This is a genomic window from Clostridium cuniculi, from assembly GCF_004353185.1.
In the GTDB taxonomy this organism is placed as follows: domain Bacteria; phylum Bacillota; class Clostridia; order Clostridiales; family Clostridiaceae; genus Clostridium; species Clostridium cuniculi.
This window is the reverse complement of sequence record NZ_SMUS01000011.1, coordinates 19,485-39,870: the sequence shown is the minus strand read 5'-3', so window position 1 is coordinate 39,870 and position 20,386 is coordinate 19,485. Positions and strand designations below refer to the sequence as shown.

The window sequence follows — 20,386 nt, the reverse complement described above, 5'->3', positions numbered from 1 at the left end:
AATTAAATGGATAGTAATTTCATATTTTCTAGCAACAACATTGAAGTGTCAGAAGATGTAAAAGGTAATTTAATATTAGATTTTATATTATGCGACTTCTCTACCAATGCTAATGGTAAAAAAATTAAAAGAGAAGGAGTAGAAGATAAAATATCTACTATGATAAACATGCCTTTAGTTGGAAGATTAAAGACTGTTAATGGCCAAACCGACTTTATGGGACACAATAAAAAAACTAAGTATGAAGTAATCAATGGCGAGGTTATAAATAAAACTTATTTAGATACTGATGCATTAGGAGTTTATACAGATTGTGAGATAAGAGAAATTGATAATGTCGAATATATCTGTGGAAAGGCCATTTTATGGAATAGGTTTGAAAATGCCAAAAAAGTTATAATTGATAGGTTTGAAAAAGGTGATCCAATAAAGAGTAGTTGGGAAATGGTTATCACTCAAAGTCATAATGAAATAGAAAACGGAAAAACAATTGAAGTTATTGATGATTTTTATTTTATAGGGAACTGCTTATTAGGAAGCAAGGTGAGTCCTGCTTATAAAAGTGCAGGAGTACAAGAATTAGAAGTTGCAGAAAAAGAAGATAATTTTGAAGATGAGTTATCAAGTGCTATAGCACAAGATATAAATAATTTTAAAGAAGGAGGAGATAAGATGGAGAAGGATAAAGAAATTGTAGAAACAGAAGTTTCGCAAGAAAATATAGAAGTTTCTGCTTTGACTTTAGGAGACATTAGAAGAAAAGTATGTAAATTAGCATGGGAATTAGAAAAAGAAGAAGATTATTGGCTATATGATAGTATTATATATCCTTTAGAAAATATAGCTTACTTTAAAAAAGAAGGAGCTAATGAATTAGAAGATGACTATTTAAAGGTTGTTTACTCAATAGGAGAAGATAATGAGGTTTCAATAGTTTCTAAAGAAAATGCAAAAATGACATTTGTTCCTAAAGAAAGTGTTGTCGAAGTATCAGAATTAGAAGGGGTAAAAACTGAATTATCAGAAAAGGTTGATTCTATTGTTAAATTAGGTGAAACTTTAGCCGAAAAGGAAGCATTATTATCTGAAAAAGATAAGACAATAGCTGAGTTAGAAGTATTTAGAGAAACTGTTGCTGAAATTGAAAAAGAAAAAGCGGTAGCAGAACTAGAAAAGAAGAGAAAAGAATGTAGTCAAGCTGCATTATCTAGTGGATATATAAGTGAAGCTGATATTGAGGCTAGTGAAGAACTCAAACAAGCTATTGCGGAGGCAGATATGAGTAAAGTTAAATTATTTATTGCTGAAGCAGTATTAAAAAATGTTTCAAAAACTGAAATTTCAGAAGAAAAAACAGAGAATACAAAAGAAATTGAGGTTAGTACAGATTTAAATTCATCTTCAAGTTATGAATATTCAGGTGAATCTGGCAATCCAATTTTAGATTTCATAAGAAAACCTAGTAAGAGAAGATAATTGGGATAAGAACCCAAAATAAAAATTAATATAATTTAGGAGGAAATAAGTATGATTAAAAATTTACAAACTATTTTAGGCGTTAACGTAGACGCACAATATCAAGCTGGTGAAGAGTTAAAGAGAGGAGATTTTGTTAAAGTAGAAGACGGAAAATTAATGAAAGCTGCTTCTATAGATGAAATGGTGGGGGTAGTTGTTAGAGATGTAAAAGTTACTAAAGATGTTGCTCTTGGACATCCTGTATCAGACTGGGATGCTGAACAAGATGCAATATTAAAAGATGAATATTGTGGATTAAGAGTTTTACATAAAGGAGAAAGATTTGCAACTGATTCTTTAGCAGAAGCAGATATAGATGGTGAAGCTAATAAAGGTGCAGTAGGTGAATATTTAATCGTTGAGAATGGTAAGTTAAAAGGAACTGCAACTCAAGGAACTGATACTGGACTTAAATCATTAGGGAAAATGAATGTGGCTGGACATGCTATGTTTGGTTTCGTTGTTACAAAATAGTTAAAGGTAATAGAAGGAGGAATATGAATTATGGAAAAAATAGAATTATCACAAGAAAGAATAAATGATATCTTTGAGAACGGAGAAGCTTTAACATGGGCTAAAAATGTATATTCAGGAGTTGCTTTATCAGAAGAAGAAAAGGCTTTTTCTGCAGCTATGAATGATGTTGTTAATAGAGCGTGGAAATATGGTAGCACACAGGCAAAGGAAGAAATCGCAGAGGTTGTATTAAAAATTATAGAACCTGAAATATTTGCAGTACCAACTGAGTTATTAAATGAAATGTTTACTTTTAATTCTCATGGGGAATTTGACAAAGTTGAAGTTAGAGGATCTTATAAGAATACTTTAGTTGCACATGAATCAGCAGCTAGAACAGGTAATGTAGATAAATCATATATTGATTTTACTGTTGGTAATGTAGTTGAAAAGCACTTACAAATTGAAACTGAAATCCCTATGTCTAACTTAAGAAGAGATGGAGCTTTAGGAGTTGCAACATTAGCTGTATTTGCTTTACAAGAGTTTGAAGCTAAAAGATTTGCTTTAATAATGAATTACATAGATACTTTATTAGCAGGTGGAGATAACGTTGTTGAATATAGTGGCGCTATTACAAAATCTGCTGTAGATGAATTTACAGGTTATTTATGTGATAATTGCTTTGAGGGAATCCCATCAGCTATAGGTTTATCTACTACTATGAGAGCTGTATGTAAAGTTACAGGAATGGAAAATTGGTATTCTGAAGCAATGAAAGATAAAGTAAATGTTTCTACTATTTTAGATATTTATAATGGAACAAACTTAGCACAAGTAAAGGCTGGTAAGAAAATGGGTAATGGTGAAACATTATTACCTGCTGATTTAGTTATTGGTTTTGCTGGAAAGATCGGAGAGATGTATACTAAGGGAGCTATGAGGACTCTAGTAAGTAGCGACAACAATTCAGAAACAATTTCTATTAAGTTTACTGGTGTTGAATTCGGTGTATGCATCGACAAACTTGAAAAGATAGCTAAATTAAAGAAGTCTGCATAATAAAAGTGGGCAAGTGAAATATCTTGCCCTTTATAAATTAAAATAATAAAAGGAGAATGAGAGTATGTTAAAAAATGACGATATGATTAATGTTTATAACGATTATGATAATAAAATATTTGCACCTTCGGTTGATCCTAGGGGAAATGATTTGATATTTCCACCTAAAACTGAAGATGGAGAACCTTATTATGTTTATTTACCATTTGCAGAAATAAGAAATATGCATAGATTAGATAAAAATATATTTACAAAAAGAAAACTTAGATTTGAACCAGAGATGGAAGAAGAAATATTTAGAATGTTGAACATAAATCTTGCAAGGGAAACTGAATCTTTTACAAGAGAAGATATTGAGTATATGATACTTAATCCAAATGATGATGTAATAAGTACAATTTTGTCTATAACAAATAAATCAGTAATAGATATGTTCTTATCACAATTAATATATTTAAAGAATACGAATAAATACTTTATAGCTGATAAGGTAGAGAATTATATAAGAGCAAGAAAAGAAGAATTAGAACAAGGTCTAAGAAAGTCTGAATTAGAAGGACAACCAACAGAAAATGTACCAGTCGTTGAAGAAGAAGTAGAGACTGGTGTGATTGAAGAAGAAATTAAGGAAGAAGTTAAGGTGGAGAAACCTAAAAATACTAGAACTAGAAAGACAACTAAGAAATAATAAAGGAGGGTTATTATGACTCCTTATGAAAATGTAACTGATAGATTTATCAGAAAAATTAAACAAGATAAAGAGTATTTCTGTATCAGCGGTGTTACAGAGGAAGAGTTTGAGGAAATATTATCTCAAAGAACTTTAGAGTTATTAGAGGATTCTTTAAATGAAATACAACCTTTAATAGCGGTTCAACAAAATATAAATTTCTTGGATAAGAATGATTTTATGGAACAGTTTAATTTTGATTTAACAGCAATAGAAGAAGATTTAATTAGTGATATGATGGTAGTTAAATATTTTGATGAGGAATTAGTTAAATTAAAGACAATGCAAAAATATTTAGGTGATGATATCAAAGTATTTTCGCCTGCAGCAGAAAGAACAAGTTTTATAAATATGATTACTTACAAAAGAAATTTATTTTTAACTAAATTAGCAAATTACAATACTAAACATAGGTTAACAGGGAAGTTTTTATTACCTTATTAATCGGGAAGGAGGGTTGTAATGAATTTAAGCTATATTAGAAAAATTAACGGTACATATGGTAAAACTTGTAGGCAAGCTATAATTGATGATATGTTGATTCAATACGAAGAAGCAAATAAAAATGTTGTAACTGAATTTGATGTACTTATTAATAGTAGCAAAGCAAAAAAAGTATTTATTGACAACACTCCTAGTAAAGTGTTGATGGAATATAAAAACAATAAAAATACAAGTGATTCTGATTTTATGTGGGAAGTTAAAAATTATCCTAATCTTGTTAAGATCGGAAGTTGCTTAATGCATACAAATGAGGTTACAGGGGTAGATGATTATTATCTATGTATGTCTAAGCCTATGAATAAACGTGGTTATGATGTGAATTATTTTCAACATTGTAATCAAAAAATTAAACTAAGTGAAGATTTAGAAATTCCTTGTATAGCAGAAGGAGAAAGTTATGGTGTAAAAATATTTTCATCATCTAGCGAAATATTATCCGATGTTGATACAAAGATAAAAGTAACGGTTCAAAGAAATTCGATTACAGAAAACATACCACTTAATACTAGATTTATATTTGGAAATTCTAAAATGGGAATATATGTGGTTGGAGATATTTCTACATATAATAATAATTTACTTACTTTTACATGTAAGAAAGGCAATTATATGGAGGGCTATGATGATATTAAAAATGGTATTGCATACAATGGTGATTTACCTTCTATAGATGAACCAACTACTCCTATTGAATATACAATAAGTGGTGCTGATTCAATTAGAAAAGGACAAACTGAAACTTACACAATAAGCAATCCTGATGGAACATGGGAAATAGAAGATTATTCTGATTCTATTGAAATTATAAGTCAAGATAGTTCACAAATTCAAATTAAATGTAATGTTTACGGTGATTTTATAACTCTAAAATACTTGGTCAACAAAGAAATTAAAGTAGAAAAAGATATATCATTGGTTAGGTAGGTGAGTGAATGAATGATATTAACAATAAGTATTTAAATACTGTAAGTTCTAAATTAAAAAAGGTGAGTATGTTATTACAATATACACATGAAAAAATAATTGAAAACCAAGAGATTAAAAGATTGGTGTATTATAATACAAAAAATCCATTGTCTAAAAAAGGTCTTAAATACGACAATACAAAAATAGATCAACCTGATTTAACTGAAGAAGATGTTAAGGATTTAATAACATTACTGCCATTTAATCCTGATATGAAGATAGATTTATGTAGTTTCATATTTCTAAATACTCCATCTGCAACATTTCAAAATGGAGATAATGTAATATATTTGGATATTAATATAGTTTCCCCTGCTGAATATTTTGAAATTACTACAGGATTGAGATTATATGAAATATCCCACAAGATAGCCAATATATTTGATGGTTTATATATAGATGATGAAGATTATATTGAAGAATTAGGAAATTTAAAATTTATTTTAGATGATATTGCAGTAAATAGATTAAGTAATAATAGTAACATGTTATGGAGCTCTATGAGATTTTCAATTCAAACAACACCATTAGGAAGAGTGATTCGATGATGGTTGATTTAAGAAATTATCTAATGAAACCTATTCAAATGAAAAACGATTTAGATTTATATCCGATAGGAATAATGGAGTATGAAAGGTTTAAGGAGTTGGCTGCAAAATATTTAATCTTAGATATACCTCAATTAAACAATAAGAGAAGACAAGAAGGAATTAGTTTATTAGAGTTTGATAATTTATTCGATTATCTGAAATCTTTTATTGATACAGATAGAACTTCATGTGAAATAGTAAAAAAAATAAAGGAAATAAATAAATTAACATATAAAGAAAAAAAGGATTTAATTAGTAGCAGCGAAGATATAAAAAATATGATTTTAAATGAGAAGGTATATAAAAATTTAAGCCTTCAACATTTTGAGAGCGAAATCATAGAAATGATGACAATGGCTATAAAAAAGAAAGTTGTATACAATGATAAAATTCAGTGTTTTGATATTTATGATGAAAATGATGAATTGATAGCATGTATTGATTCTTATAATTTTTATGAATTTAGAAAAATTGTCATGGAACAAAATCTATTATTTGAACCATTAGTTGCACCTACTAAAACAGCACAAAAATATATTGATGCAAAAATGAATTCTGGAAAAGGTGATATGGATATAGAGGCAATTTTAGCTTTTGTATCTACCAATGTAAGATGTGATAACATTTCAGATTTTACATATTACAGATTAATGGCAGACTTCTATAGCCTAATGAAACAATTAAATAGGGAAGACATAGTCTGTTTTAAAGCTAGTGGTATGACTAAAAAGAATGGTGAAGATTTAGATATTCCTAATATTGTATCAAAATTAAACGTAAATAATAATCCTTATGATAGTGTGTTCAAGAAAGCAGATAATTAGGGATTATTAAATATAAATTAAAATAATAAAGGAGGAAATTGAATGGGACAAGCAAATAAATATTTTGGCGAAGACCTTTTAGAAATTTCAGTAAGTGATTGGGTTATAACAAATAGCGACGGGGTGCAAATATTCTTAGATGCACTTGAAAGTGAAAACTTATCACAAACTGCTTCAGAAACTAAAGTTAGAGGAGGTATAAAGAATCAAGTTATTTATACTATTCCTGGAGAAGAAGAAGTTACTCTTGAATTAGTTTCTGTAAAAAATGATATTAATTTATCAAATGCAAAATGGGGAGCAATAGAAAGAACTGGTGTAATTAAAAAGTTTGTTCATCCAAAGACTTATGTTCTTGCTAGTGAAAAAACAATAACATTACCACAAACACCAAATGATGAAGATGAGATAGTTGTATATTTAAACAATAAACCTTTAGAAAAAACTACAGGATATACAATTAGCGGAACAACTTTAACTATAGCTCAAGCAGAAGCAAAAGAAGGAGATAGTGTCTTCGTAAGTGCATATAGCTATATGGGACAAGCACAAGATGTATATTATGAAGTAGGTGGAGACGGAAGTAGTGCATTAGTATTCTCTATACTTCAAAAGAAACCTATATTTGATACAAACCTTAAAATTGTAAAATACAAGTATAGATATTTCCCTAAAGCTACTTTATCAAAGGAAACTTCAGAAGAAGGGCAAACTAGCAGAGAAAACCAAACACAAACTTATAGCTTCTCTATTGAAAAACATCCAAATCATTCATCTTTATTCTATACATATTATGTAGATGCTGAAGACGAAGATAAATAATAATTAATACATAGGAGGATTAATTTCCTCCTGCTATTTATGAGTTTGCAAGAATTGTTAATTGATAAATGGTATAGAAAAAATATCAGAAAGGAGATTAAAAACATGCAAGATATATCGAAACATTATTCGTTTTCTTTAGATACAAAGGCAACTAAATTATTAAAAAGCAATTTAGTATTTAATTATGGAGATGATATAACTCTTAAAATATCAGTCATAGAAGATGGGCAACCTAAAGATTTAACTAATTGTCAAATTGATTTAGTTGTAGTCAATCAAGAAAATAATATCCCTATAATTCATAAATTTGAAGAAGGTGGAATATCTACTTTAGAAAATGTAGTAACTATTGTATGTAAAGATAGTTATATAAATTCATTAGGTGTAAATATCGGACAATTAATAATAAGAGATGAAGATCAAAATATAACAACACAAAGTTTCTTATATGTAACAAATTCAACTTTAATATCAGATGAAATGATAAATGCTGCAGAGCAAATAGATACATTAATAAAGTTAAATAAAATAATAGAAGAAACTGAGTTAAAACTAGAAGATTTTAATATTAGAATTTCAAATATAAATAATAGGTTAGAACAGGGTGAAACGCTAATTGATGATTCTATAAAAGATTTGGATAACAAGGTAGTAACTAAAACAAATGAGGTAGATAATATTGTTACTGAATTTGAAAAATCTATACAAAACAGAATAGATGGAGTTGAAGAAACTGTTAACTATCAGCTTGTAAGGAACACAAAATTGAAACCTATAGAGATTAGTGGTTCTACTACTATAGGATTTGAAACTAATCCAATCGAAGTTGCAGCAAGTGAATTAGTAAGATCAGCTTATGACTTTCATGTTAGCGGATGTTCTTCATCACAACTAATTGTACAAAGTTGTACAGGACATATAATATTCTTTCAAGAAGTTGTCGGTAGTAAACCGGTAATCAAAGCTAGAATGTCTACAATAGTTGATGTAGCAATTCAAGGTAAACAGATTACGCCAAGTATAGAATTTATAAAAGATGGCGATATAGTAGACAGCTTAAATATTGATGATATCAATTATAAGATATTAATAAAGGCAAATATACATATAAACAATATTGAAACAGGTGAATGTTATATGACACCTTTATCAAGAAATATAATAAATTGATAATTTTATTGAGTCCTCTTTTTTGTTTTAACAGGAGGAAATAACAAAAATTAAAGGAGGAGTTTTAAAAATGAATAATAATGAAATGTTAAGAAAAATAAATAAACATGAAAATAAAGATTTACCTGAACTTCGAGAACAATTGGATACCAAAGCGAAGGAAATTAAAAGCTTAAATGATAACAAGATGGACAAAAACACAGTAGACATTTCAGTTACACAAATTAACAAAAATTTAGGTAAATTCGATGAAACTTATATGAGTGAAAGTTTATTAGCAAAAATGACGGGTAAAGGAACATTTGGAGCAGTTCCAGAAGATAAATCTATAACAAATATAAAACTTGCTTCCAAATCTGTTAAAGCCAATAACACTGATTTCATAAAGACTAAAAATAACGATTTATTGTTAAATATACAATTTGTTTATGATAAATATATATCTTATGAAGATGGTAATGAAGTTTCGTCAACTACTTATAAATGTACTGATTATGTACAAGTTTCAGAAGGTCAAAGATTAATAACAAATGAAAGCAATAATTTTGCGTATTATAATAATTCAAAAGTTTTTGTAAGTGGTCAACAGGGTGGAACATGGAGTGGAGTTATAGTAGTCCCATCAGGTGTTTCATTTATAAGACTTACTTATACAAAAAATGCTAACACATATTTATATCAAGTTAGTGAAGATACCATTTATTCTTTAGAAACTTTAATAACAAATACTGAAATGGAGAAATTAATTAAAAGATTAAGTGCGAAAAGTAATAATGATATACCGGTAGTTAAGGATATATATAAATTAATTTATGAAAGTGATAATTTAATAGATTATGATACTTTAATAAAAGGAGGTTATTATACAAAAGACGGGTGGCAAGAAAGTTCAGACTATAACTCTTCTATTTTCCTAAAAGTTGATAGTTTAACTACGTATACTGCTAATGAAACTAATATAGTGGTAATGTATGATAAAGATTTATTACCAATAAAACAATTATGGGGTTCTAGCCAATGGGAAAGTAATAGAAAATTTACCACAACAGAAAATACTAAATATATTACTATAAACTATAAATCAACAAACAAACAACCTTTTTTATGTAAAGAAGGTGTACTATCCACTAATAGATATGTAAATACATCTTTTATTGATTTGCTTATTAATTCATTAGCTGAGAAAAACAAGAGATTAAAATTAAAATCTATTGAACCTTTTAATGTTGTAGAGGATACAACAAATATTTATAATACCTCATTAGATGAAGCTATAAATACTGCTATTGAACCTGATACTGGAAATGTGTATACAGTAAATGGATATCAAGCAAGTGGATTTATAAAAGTAGAAGCGTCACATGTTTGTATGGCTCAAAACCATAACACCGCTTTTTATGACGAAAACAAAATTTATATATCGGGTGTTACTGGTGGATGGAGCAATCCTTTATCTATACCAACCAATGCAAAATATTTAAGAACTTCATTTAATTTAACTAGTGAAGCTCCAAGACAAATAAATTTAGGTTCAACATTACTAGAATATGAAGATCCTAATAAAGTAAAAGTTTCTTTAGACGATAGTCAATTAGGTATTGGGTTGCAAAAATTATTCGGAGAAAAAGGAACAACTCAAAATAAATTAGAAGGCATTACATGGAATGTTTTGGGAGATAGCATAACATCAACAAATTATAGTCGTCCTAATTGGTGGGAAATTATAAAAAATAAATACAATATGACAGTTAATAATTATGGTATAAGTGGTACAACCTTCGCACATACTGACGATAGACACTTATGGGATTACAATTTTGGTAGACTAGATGCTAGTGAAATTGGCTATAATCCAGAAGATCCAAGCACTTGGTCAACTGGTAATTGTATGTGTGAAAGATATAGAAAAATGGACGACAATGCTGACTTAATAACTGTAATGGGGATGACTAATGATGGAAGTGTAAAACTTGGTACTTGGGATAGTACTGATACATCAACAACTTATGGAGCATTAAATGTATTAATTATAGGTTTACTAAATAAATATCCTAGTAAAAAGTTAGCGCTGTTTACCCCTATTCAAACTGCAAATTGTTATAAAACAAATGTGGCTAATCCTAGTACAGAACTTGACAAAAAACAAGCTACCGATACAACTACTTTACAATTAAAGGCAGAAGCTATAAAAAGAAAGTGTAATCAATATGGGATTAAGTGTTTAGATTTATTTAATACAAGTGGTATAAATGGATTAAGACTTAATAAATATAGAACAGGTGACACATTGCACCCATCAGTGGAAGGTAATGAAGATATAAGTATTGAAGTTGAAAATTTTATTTTAACATTATTTTAATTGAATAATATTATTCGTAAAATAAAAATAGACTCTATTCATAATTTCGATCATAGAACAGAGTCTAAATGCAATATGTATAGAAATTACCATAATGAGTGTACATATTACATTAATATTATATGAAAAAATATAAATAATATTCAAATAAAAGTTGCTTTTTATCAGAAAATTAACAAAGACTAGGATGAAATATTTCTAGTCTTTTTGTATTGTTTATTGAATGGAGTTCACCTATTAGGTGGATTGCTAGAATAAATTAATAAAAATAAAGTTGTAATACCTATAAGGTATATGAAGGAGGAAAACATTATGATTAGAAGAAAAGAATTAAAATTAATTAAGAGTTTAAAGAAAACTAATGGAGGATATGTTTATGTGTTATTGGCAAATGATAGCACTGTTAAAATAGGAGTAACAATAAATCCCTATAAAAGAATTAGTCAAATTGAAACTGCGTCAGGAAAAGAAATAGTTGATTGGTTTATAAGTCAACCTTGCCTCAATTATATTGATATTGAAAAGAATCTACATAATCACTTTGCAAAGGCAAGATTAAAAGGTGAATGGTTTGATATAAAATACAATGACGCTGTAAAGAAGCTAAATACAATAAAATATGAACCCATAGATTACTATGATATAGATGATGAGATAATAAATGTTATAAAAACCATAAGATTATGCAATGTCTTTGCGGAAGTTGAACATAGTGAATATAACTATGAGAAGGTTAGGTACAACATAACATATGAAATACCCGATGGTATAATTTTAGAGGTAAAAAATATGATATTAGAACATTATAATGCTAATGTATCAGAAGGGGAAGACACAGACCATTTAGAAGAGTATATTTTAAATATAAATAACGATACTAATATACCTGAAACAGTAGTTGATTATTGTTTAGATTACGTAAGTTGCATGAACTTAGATACATTGAAGGAATTTGGTTTATATGATTTATTTAACAAAGTGTTAAATTTTGAAATCACAGTATGTAATATTTTGGCGGAAGATATGACTAAGAAAATGTTAGGTGATTTATATGAAAAATATGGGAAAGATATTGTTGAAAAAGTTATTAAAGAAAACTTTTAAAATAATGTATAAGTATTTACATACAAAACAATTAAATCAATACAAATTAACAAAATAGAAATTAAAATAATTTAAGGAGGGAGTATAATGGAGAATTGACATAAAAGTTCTTAAATTATATTCCCTTTCTTTTTCTTTAAAGAATTCTATATTGATAAGAAATCATTGGAATAGTATAATTAATAATAATTGATTATTTTTAAGGGAAATGTAAATAATTAAATTGAGAAGTATTAATATGATATAACTTAAATTATAAGAAAGTTGGTGAATAGGTGTATTTAAAAAATATAAAAATATCAAATTTTAAAGCGATTGATAATACGGAAATAAACTTTAAAAAAGGGTTTAATATAATAATAGGAAATAACGGAGTAGGTAAAACATCGATCTTAGAGGCTATATCTGTGGCATTAGGAGGGTTCCTGGGTGGAATCGATGGAGTAAATACAAAACATTTTACAAAAGATGAAATTCGTTGTGTGAGTGAATTATTAGGCCAAGGTTCTTATAATATAAAATATATAACTCCAATAAAGGTTGAATGTAATGTTGAATTAGATGATAAAGATTATACATGGACAAGAAAAAAGAATAGTATAAAAGCTTCAAAGAGTACTATTGAGCCAAGAGATATATGCAGAAAGGCAGGAGAATTATCTGGAAATAGTAATGCTATTCTACCAATATTAAATTACCAAAGTGTAGCTAGAATGTGGGCGCAAAAACGAGAGAAAACACAAAATGTTTTTAAGAGTGATAATTTTTCAAGGAATGTAGGATATGTAGATTGTTTATCTCAAGAATCAAATAATAAACTATTATTAAATTGGTGTAGAAAAATGGAACAAGTATCATGGCAGGAAGATCAAAAGATAGCTGAATATGAAGCCGTTAAGAATTCATTAGCCAAATTTATGAGTATAATGAATGATTCCAATGTAAACAAAGTGCTATATGATAAAAAGCGTGAAGAGTTAATGTATAGAGAAGGAGAAAAGATTTTGCCTATCGGACTTTTAAGTGCAGGATATCAATCATTAATATGGATGGTACTTGAAATCGCATACCGTATGGCCGTATTAAATCCTAATTTGTTAGATGAGGTTACGGAAATAACACCTGGTATTGTATTAATTGATGAGTTAGATTTACATTTACATCCTAAGTGGCAATGGAAGATAGTAGAATCATTAGAAAAAACTTTTCCTAACGTTCAATTTATAGCAACAACACATTCTCCTATTATATTAGCATCTTGCAAAGATGATAGTATTTTAACGATTAATTCTGATATGAGTATAGATTATAAAAAATCATCCTATGGATTACAAGTTAATGATGTTTTAAGTGTTTATCAACAGAGTAACAATATTGCATTAAATATAAAAAGCAAATTAGATAAATTTAATGAATTCATCTCATGTCAAAGATATGCTGATGCCAAAGAGGTATTAGATCTATTAACTAAAGAATTAGGCGATGATAATCCAGAGGTTATTTCGGCAAGAATAACAATGGATTTGGAAACGCTTGATTTGGAGGATTAAAAGTATGTTATTAATAAAAAAAGGTAAAGAACCTAATTCTTTAACAATGTATAAGAAACAGAGTAATGCCTATTATAATGGTTATGATAAAGGTGATGTTAGAAAAGCGTTGTTAAAAGAGCAAGGGTATTTATGTGCATATTGTATGCGAAGAATTTCAGAAGATAAAATGAAAATAGAACATTATATACCACAATCTAATAGTGATAATAAAGAGGCATTAAATTATAATAACATGCTTGGTGTATGTCTAGGAAATTCAGGAGCGAAACAGAAGTATGAAAATTTAACATGTGATTCACATAGGGGCAATGCAGAATTAGTGGTAAATCCGATGGTAAAAGCATCCATAGATTTAATAAAGTATATGGACGATGGAACAATTTACTCGGATAATGCAGATATTAACAAAGACTTGAACGAAACTTTAAATCTAAATTGTAATGATTCTTTGTTGAAAGTTAATAGAGCAAGAGTATTAAGTGATATAAAGAGACATCTTTATGCTCAACAAAGAAACGGTATATGGAAAAAAGAACTTTTAAACAGAATGATAAAGAAGTTTTCAACTTTTGATTCGGATGGAAAATTAAGAGAATATTCTGGGGTAATTTTATATTATTTAAACAATAGGATTAAAAAGTGTTAAGAAATTTGTTAAGTTAACATTTCACCACCTTAAAGGAATAGTGATTTCATATATAAATTCTAATGGTGCTATATAAAAATTAATATGCTATAATATTATATTATATGTTATGGAGGTGGAAATATGTATTCAGCAGAAACTATAGCAAACTGGTTTTTAACAAATATAGATAGAGAATCAGGAGATTCTATGACTCATTTAAAATTACAGAAACTATTATATTATGCGCAAGCATGGTATATGGTGCTAACAGAAAATGAAAATGAACCTATATTATTTGAAGAGAAGATTGAAGCTTGGACTCACGGCCCAGTAGTTAGAGAAGTTTATAATAAATACAGTGAAATGGGATATGATAGTATTCCTAGTCCTGACGATAATATTGAATTAGATATTGAAACAGAAGAAATTTTAAAAGAAGTTTTAAGAGTATATGGCAAATATGAAGCAAAATATTTAGAAGAGTTAACTCACCAAGAAGATCCTTGGAAGATTACAAGAGGAGATTTACCTTTAGAAGCTAGATGTACTAAGGAAATAGACAGAAATATGATGTTAAACTTCTATAGAGAAATGTACGAGAGTAATGGCTAAGAAAATAAGAGCTAACACTATTATAAAGAGGGATGAGGAAAATTACTATTCTTTAAGTGAGGTAGAAGCTAAATTTTTAGGGGTTCATAAAAACGAAGATAAGGCGTTTGTTGTTTTGAAACATTTTGATCGTTCATATGAATGTTTCTCAGAATGGACGGAGAATGAATTAAGAGATTTTAGCAATTTTATAGCTACAATTAATCAAATGACTTGGAGCCAGATATATAAAAGTGGTGGCAAATCTAATAAAACTGGGTTAGGTTATACGGTGCATACAAATAAAGAAGTTTTGCCTAATCCTAAAATATTAGAAAAGATAAGTGAAGATATTACATTTTTTGAACTGAGAGTGAGTCAAAAGGCTAGAGTTCATGGATTTAGGGTTAAGTCGGCATTTTATTTAGTATGGCTAGATAGAAATCATGAAATTTATAAAATGTAAAATTATCTATTATTATAATAATTAAGAAAGACTATTGAATAAATACGCCAGTGTTTTGGACTGTATGCTCGAAAGGTGTACAGTCTTTTTGCGTTGTGATTAAATATTAAGTAAAGAGTGGGAAAATATCTCACTCTTTTTATTATGCAAAAAAAAACTCTGCCTAAACAGAGTTTGTATTATATTATTTATCTGAATTTAAACCAAGTTTCTTTTTAGATTCTTCTGGTAAGAATTGAGAGTATTCTTCTTGTAGTAATTTATATCTTATAGCGTTACGCATAAGAGATTCATCTACTCCTTCTTCTACTGGATAGAACTGCAGCAAGACTCCTGCTTCACAATCGAAATATTCACATAATTTCTTTAAATGATCTTTATCGAATCTTGACCATGTGTTGTTGCAATATCTACCGATACTATTTGCACCTATACCAGTTGCTTCAGCAAGCTCTTTTTGAGTCAAATTAAATTTAATTAATAACTCACCCAATGTACAATATATCATTTATATTCACCTCATGAATATGATACCATTTAAAGTTTTAGTAGTCAATATTAAAACTTTTCCAAAATAAGTGTTGACAATAACGTTAAGTGGGATTACAATTATTACATGAATCAAAACTTGTTAAATGAGTGAGATTCAAAACAAAATAATTTATGAGGTGGTTAGAAATGAGAAAATATAATAAGGTAAAAATTGATTTTTTAGATGTTCTTTGTATAGCTGTAGGAGTGGACACGCTAGAGGGAAGAGATTTGGTTGTCATAAGGAATACAAAGTTGGATGATATTGAGAATGGAAATGTTGAGGAAATAAACTTTGAGTACCTGGAATGGCGTGAGGTTTATAAGTTGACGGAAGAGTTATATGATAAAGAAGAGATGTTTAAGGAAGCATACCTGTATGGGAATAGGGTTATGTGTAAGTTTAAGAATGGTGAAAGAATATTTTTAGATGTGATTTAGCATACATAAATAGAGGAGAGAATTGAATATGAGAAAAGTATTTTTAGATGATTTACCTAGATGGGGAAGTGGAACAAATAAAGGGAAAATTAAGTGGAGTGATTCCGTTGGGTGTGAAATACCATTTATATACGATGATATTCATGATAAATTTAAATTAATAGATTATAAAAAAGAAAAATGTATTTTGACAGCAGAGTATAATGGAAATATAAGAAAACTATATAGTGAGGATATAAAAAAATGTAGAATTTGTAGCTTGATACAAAAAAGAAACGGAGAATTTAAAATAGACATAGGTGAAACTTTAAAAGATAAAAAGAGGGATTTAATCATTACCGACAGAGAGTATAGATTTAAAGAACAAAAACCTGATAAAAAAGGAAGGGTGTATACGACAAGGGAAAAATGGTATAAATATACTTGTAATAAGTGTGGTTGGACTGAGGGGTGGATAAGGGAGAGCGCATTAATAGTTCAAGACAATGGTTGCTCTTGTTGTAACGGGAAAACTGTTGTGCCAGAAATAAATTCTATCTACGCAAAAGCACCTTGGATGATGAAGTGGATATCTGAAGAAGATGCTAAAAATCATACAGTTGGTGAAAAAGAAAGAATAAAGACTACTTGCCCAGATTGTGGAAGAGAAAAAACTAATATAGTTTCTGATATCTACAACAATAAATCGATTGGTTGTACTTGTGGTGATGGATATAGCTATGGACATAAATATGTTTATTCTTTATTAAGGCAGTTAGGGGTTGACTTTGAAGAAGAAGTTAGTTTTGAATGGTGTAAATTTTACAATAAATATAGAGAAAGGTTTTACAAGGTTAAATATGATTTTGTGATAGAAGATGATAAATTGATTATAGAGGTAGATGGTGATTTTCATAGAATGGACAATAATATGAGTGGTCAGAGTAAAGAAGAATCTGAATTCATTGATTCTGAAAAGGATAGATTAGCAAGAGAAAACGGATATAAAGTTATTAGAATATTTTATGATAGCCTAAATGTAGAAATTGAAAAACATATACGTTCTTCCGAATTAAATGAAATATTTAATTTAGAATCAGTAGACACCTATTTTTGTGAAGAATTTGCATTAAACAACAACAAAATCAAAGATGTCTGCAATTACTGGAACAACAAAGAAAATTGGGAAACTACAGGAACTTTAGCAAAAGAGTTTAACACAAATAAAAACACAATAAGAAAATACCTTTCAAAAGGTACCAAGTTAGGTTGGATAAACTATAATCCCGAAGAAGAAGCTGAAAGAATCAGAATTCAAAACGCTAATACAAACAAAATAACTCGTATAAAAACAGTAGAAGTGTTTAAAGATGGTGATTCTTTGGGAATATTTAGATCACTTTCAGAATTATCTAATGTTAGCGAAGATGTTTTTGGAGTGAGGTTACAATGCGGAAACATATCTTTGGTTTGCAATGGTAAAAAGCCGCAGTATAAAGGTTTTACATTTAAATATGTAGAAAATAATGAATAAACTTACTAAATATAGTATAATATCCTCATAGTTAAATTTTGAGGTGATTGTATTATGGGATTTTTAAAGGATTTCTTTAGAGGTTTTACAATGAGCACAGAGGAAGTTATTGCAGAATCTAACAAAGGAATAGCTAGACACTATAAAGAACAAGAAGGTTTAGATTATAAAAAGTCAATTATTGAAAATAAAGTGTGGGGAATAGAAAAAGAATGTGGCGAAGTAGAATCTGTTATGTTATTTTCCGATAGACTTAGATTTAGATGTCAATTTAAAAATAGAGATCTACTATTTAAGGATATTGTTAATTTAGAAGTATTAACAGATACACAAATAGAAGAAAAGTCCAAGCTTGGTCAAATGATGTTGATAGGGGTATTCGCACTAGCAACAAAGTCAAAGACTGAGGAAGTAGTAAGTAGAAAATTGGTCATTAATGCTAAAGAGTGTGGTATAGAATTTTCTATAATTATTGATACTCTTCACGATGCTCTAACTGTTGCAAAAGAACTAAATCCAATTATAGAAGAATATAAGAACAATACTTAGAGTGGTATATGCCACTCTTTTATCATACAAAATCTCTATAAACTTAAAAAATCGTTCGACAAAGCGAGAAAATAGATGAAAATTGTGGTAAAATATAGTTAAAAGAAGAACATATCTTAATTATAAAAGTGTAAATATATGGTAAAATATAGTTAAGAGGTGTTCACATGATTATAAGAAGGTATGATAGAAAAGGTAATACTAAAATTATAATTAAGAGGAGGGGGATTACAATGGCAGTATTAGCAAAGCCAATTAATAGAGCGTTTATAATAGCAGAGGATAAATCAGAGAAATTTAAAAATGAGAAAAGAAGTAGTAAGTTAGATGAGATTTTAAGAAAAGCAAAGATGATAAATATTAAAAAGTAGTGGGATGTAATGAATGAACTAATAGAAAAAATAGAACATATAAATAGTTCACACGAAGTAATGAATTTTGAATGTGGACTTCCTTATTTAGATAAATACATTCAGAATAAAGCTATTAAAGAAACTGACAATGGTATAGCAACTACTAAGGTTGTTATTGGTAGTAATGGAAATATAATAGGTTATTATACGATATCATGTTCGGCAATAATAGATATAGCTGGAGGTGAAATGGAATATTTATCTGCAATAGAGCTAAAAATGTTCGCTATAAATAACAAGTTTAGAGGTAAGTTATATCCAGATGAATACTTTAATGATCATAAATATAGCGAGATAGTTTTATGGAAGGCGATAGAAGATATAGATAGTATAAGGAGAAAACATATAGGAGCAAAATATATCGTTTTATATTCAGTCCCTCATGCTGTAAAATTATATGATAATAATGGATTTAGTGAATTTACTGAATATATGGCAAGGAATAAAGATGAATTTTTAAAAGGGTGTACTCCAATGTTTTTAAAGTTTTGATAAGAACTTAGTTAGACAAGCTAGGTTCTTTTATTATGCTCAAAATTAGGAGGGAATATGGCGAAAAGAATATACGATGATGATACAGAATTATTTGGAGATTTAGAAGAAGTAATAACTAATTCGTTGCTTACAAGTGTGGATAGAAAAGTAAAGAAAATATACAAGGGCAACGTTAAAAAAATGTATAATTCATATGATAGAACTTCATACATACCTAGATATGATAAAGGTGGTTTTTTAGATGAAGATAATTGGGAAAGTAGAGTAGATGAAACAGGTGATTCCTTTGAATATATAATGACTAATGAAACATTGGCAAATGGTGATAATAGAGGAGATAGGCTTGATACATATATTGAGGAGGCAAAATATAACTGGAGTAGAAAACCAGGAAAAAGACCAGTGTATGAATGGACTCAGGAAGAAATAGATTCTAGTAGTGAAGTAGAAAATGCAATATATAAAGATTTAAAAGATTGGTTATAAAAATTAACAAATAAAAGGAGAGGTATAATGAGTGAATTATTAAAAAAACATCAAAAAAAAGAAATTAGACATGAGAGTAAAGATTTTAAGTTGTACGAACCAACTGATTATCAAAAAGAAGAATTAATGAATATAATAACTGAAAATTCTAAGATAGAAAATGATGAATTGGTTGCGGAACTTGGATTAAAGTCTATAAGATATACTATTAAAGAATTAACTAATGTAGGGAGTAGTATAGATGAACTTATAGACAAAGAATTAGAATCTTTATTAGATAATGGAGATAGAGAATTACAATTGCTAATGAGAGAAATTGAGTTGTTATTAAATGAAGTAGCTGAAGATGTTATATATCAAACTACAAGAAATATTAAAGTTATGAATGATATAATTAACGCTCTAGATGCTAATGGAGATGTAGATAAATTAAGAAAGAAATGGGATAAGTTTAATAAGAAATACAAGATGAATATATCTTGGCAAGATCTTATAAACAATGCAAATAAGAGAGAAGAATTAGAAAATAAATTAAAGGAAGTTAATTAGAGTGCTATTTAAGCACTCTTTTTATATTTAAAGAAAGGATGTGTTTAAAATAGCTAAACAAAT

Annotated in this window: 24 protein-coding genes; 23 read left to right on the top strand and 1 reads right to left on the bottom strand. The window is 28.4% G+C overall.

The window, feature by feature from the left end; genetic code table 11:
* Positions 1–6 precede the first annotated feature (6 nt).
* From EJJ37_RS07175 to EJJ37_RS07100, 16 genes are all read left to right on the top strand, one after another.
* Positions 7–1,476, top strand: coding sequence for an efflux RND transporter periplasmic adaptor subunit (locus tag EJJ37_RS07175; RefSeq protein ID WP_133014919.1), 1,470 nt, complete (start codon positions 7–9; stop codon positions 1,474–1,476).
* A gap of 51 nt (positions 1,477–1,527) precedes the next feature.
* The gene (locus EJJ37_RS07170; protein ID WP_133014918.1) at positions 1,528–1,992 is read left to right on the top strand and encodes a hypothetical protein; all 465 of its coding nucleotides are present in this window, start codon (positions 1,528–1,530) and stop codon (positions 1,990–1,992) included.
* A gap of 30 nt (positions 1,993–2,022) precedes the next feature.
* Positions 2,023–3,036 (top strand): hypothetical protein, encoded by a 1,014-nt coding sequence (locus EJJ37_RS07165; protein ID WP_133014917.1) that lies wholly within the window; start codon positions 2,023–2,025, stop codon positions 3,034–3,036.
* A 64-nt stretch (positions 3,037–3,100) separates the two neighbouring features.
* Entirely contained in the window at positions 3,101–3,724 is a 624-nt protein-coding gene (locus EJJ37_RS07160; RefSeq protein WP_133014916.1) for a hypothetical protein, read from the top strand.
* A 15-nt stretch (positions 3,725–3,739) separates the two neighbouring features.
* Positions 3,740–4,210, top strand: a complete 471-nt coding sequence (locus EJJ37_RS07155; RefSeq protein WP_133014915.1) for a hypothetical protein — start codon at positions 3,740–3,742, stop codon at positions 4,208–4,210.
* Positions 4,211–4,228: 18 nt separating this feature from the next.
* Entirely contained in the window at positions 4,229–5,194 is a 966-nt protein-coding gene (locus EJJ37_RS07150) for a hypothetical protein (RefSeq protein ID WP_133014914.1), read from the top strand.
* 8 nt (positions 5,195–5,202) lie between these two features.
* On the top strand, positions 5,203–5,784 hold the full coding sequence (locus tag EJJ37_RS07145; protein WP_133014913.1) for a hypothetical protein: 582 nt from the start codon (positions 5,203–5,205) through the stop codon (positions 5,782–5,784).
* Complete coding sequence (locus tag EJJ37_RS07140) at positions 5,781–6,650, top strand: hypothetical protein (protein WP_133014912.1); 870 nt, start codon at positions 5,781–5,783, stop codon at positions 6,648–6,650. The genes EJJ37_RS07145 and EJJ37_RS07140 overlap by 4 nt, the downstream gene beginning before the upstream one ends.
* Positions 6,651–6,692: 42 nt before the next feature.
* Positions 6,693–7,472 (top strand): hypothetical protein, encoded by a 780-nt coding sequence (locus EJJ37_RS07135; RefSeq protein WP_133014911.1) that lies wholly within the window; start codon positions 6,693–6,695, stop codon positions 7,470–7,472.
* Positions 7,473–7,577: 105 nt separating this feature from the next.
* Positions 7,578–8,645 (top strand): BppU family phage baseplate upper protein, encoded by a 1,068-nt coding sequence (locus EJJ37_RS07130; RefSeq protein ID WP_166484686.1) that lies wholly within the window; start codon positions 7,578–7,580, stop codon positions 8,643–8,645.
* Between the two features lie 70 nt (positions 8,646–8,715).
* Positions 8,716–11,004 (top strand): SGNH/GDSL hydrolase family protein, encoded by a 2,289-nt coding sequence (locus EJJ37_RS07125; RefSeq protein ID WP_133014909.1) that lies wholly within the window; start codon positions 8,716–8,718, stop codon positions 11,002–11,004.
* Positions 11,005–11,316: 312 nt separating this feature from the next.
* Positions 11,317–12,108, top strand: coding sequence for a GIY-YIG nuclease family protein (locus EJJ37_RS07120; RefSeq protein ID WP_166484685.1), 792 nt, complete (start codon positions 11,317–11,319; stop codon positions 12,106–12,108).
* 275 nt (positions 12,109–12,383) lie between these two features.
* Complete coding sequence (locus tag EJJ37_RS07115; RefSeq protein WP_133014907.1) at positions 12,384–13,658, top strand: AAA family ATPase; 1,275 nt, start codon at positions 12,384–12,386, stop codon at positions 13,656–13,658.
* Positions 13,659–13,662: 4 nt separating this feature from the next.
* Positions 13,663–14,307: a retron system putative HNH endonuclease gene (locus tag EJJ37_RS07110; protein WP_133014906.1), complete on the top strand. Its 645-nt coding sequence runs from the start codon at positions 13,663–13,665 to the stop codon at positions 14,305–14,307.
* A gap of 123 nt (positions 14,308–14,430) precedes the next feature.
* Positions 14,431–14,901 (top strand): Panacea domain-containing protein, encoded by a 471-nt coding sequence (locus EJJ37_RS07105; RefSeq protein WP_133014905.1) that lies wholly within the window; start codon positions 14,431–14,433, stop codon positions 14,899–14,901.
* Positions 14,894–15,346: an MAG6450 family protein gene (locus EJJ37_RS07100; protein WP_133014904.1), complete on the top strand. Its 453-nt coding sequence runs from the start codon at positions 14,894–14,896 to the stop codon at positions 15,344–15,346. The genes EJJ37_RS07105 and EJJ37_RS07100 overlap by 8 nt, the downstream gene beginning before the upstream one ends.
* 184 nt (positions 15,347–15,530) lie before the next feature.
* On the opposite strand, the gene EJJ37_RS07095 is transcribed toward EJJ37_RS07100, so the two are convergent.
* Positions 15,531–15,854, bottom strand: coding sequence for a helix-turn-helix domain-containing protein (locus tag EJJ37_RS07095; protein WP_133014903.1), 324 nt, complete (start codon positions 15,852–15,854; stop codon positions 15,531–15,533).
* Between the two features lie 170 nt (positions 15,855–16,024).
* Here EJJ37_RS07095 and EJJ37_RS07090 point away from each other — a divergent pair, with 170 nt between their 5' ends.
* The 7 genes from EJJ37_RS07090 (at position 16,025) to EJJ37_RS07065 (ending at position 20,323) form a co-directional block, all read left to right on the top strand.
* On the top strand, positions 16,025–16,318 hold the full coding sequence (locus EJJ37_RS07090; protein ID WP_133014902.1) for a hypothetical protein: 294 nt from the start codon (positions 16,025–16,027) through the stop codon (positions 16,316–16,318).
* A gap of 28 nt (positions 16,319–16,346) precedes the next feature.
* Entirely contained in the window at positions 16,347–17,831 is a 1,485-nt protein-coding gene (locus tag EJJ37_RS07085; protein WP_133014901.1) for a PDDEXK family nuclease, read from the top strand.
* 54 nt (positions 17,832–17,885) lie between these two features.
* Positions 17,886–18,380, top strand: a complete 495-nt coding sequence (locus EJJ37_RS07080) for a hypothetical protein (RefSeq protein ID WP_133014900.1) — start codon at positions 17,886–17,888, stop codon at positions 18,378–18,380.
* A gap of 233 nt (positions 18,381–18,613) precedes the next feature.
* Complete coding sequence (locus EJJ37_RS20110) at positions 18,614–18,751, top strand: hypothetical protein (RefSeq protein WP_166484684.1); 138 nt, start codon at positions 18,614–18,616, stop codon at positions 18,749–18,751.
* A 9-nt stretch (positions 18,752–18,760) separates the two neighbouring features.
* The gene (locus EJJ37_RS07075) at positions 18,761–19,285 is read left to right on the top strand and encodes a hypothetical protein (RefSeq protein ID WP_133014899.1); all 525 of its coding nucleotides are present in this window, start codon (positions 18,761–18,763) and stop codon (positions 19,283–19,285) included.
* A 57-nt stretch (positions 19,286–19,342) separates the two neighbouring features.
* Positions 19,343–19,774: a hypothetical protein gene (locus tag EJJ37_RS07070; RefSeq protein WP_133014898.1), complete on the top strand. Its 432-nt coding sequence runs from the start codon at positions 19,343–19,345 to the stop codon at positions 19,772–19,774.
* Positions 19,775–19,801: 27 nt separating this feature from the next.
* On the top strand, positions 19,802–20,323 hold the full coding sequence (locus tag EJJ37_RS07065; RefSeq protein ID WP_133014897.1) for a hypothetical protein: 522 nt from the start codon (positions 19,802–19,804) through the stop codon (positions 20,321–20,323).
* Positions 20,324–20,386 lie beyond the last annotated feature (63 nt).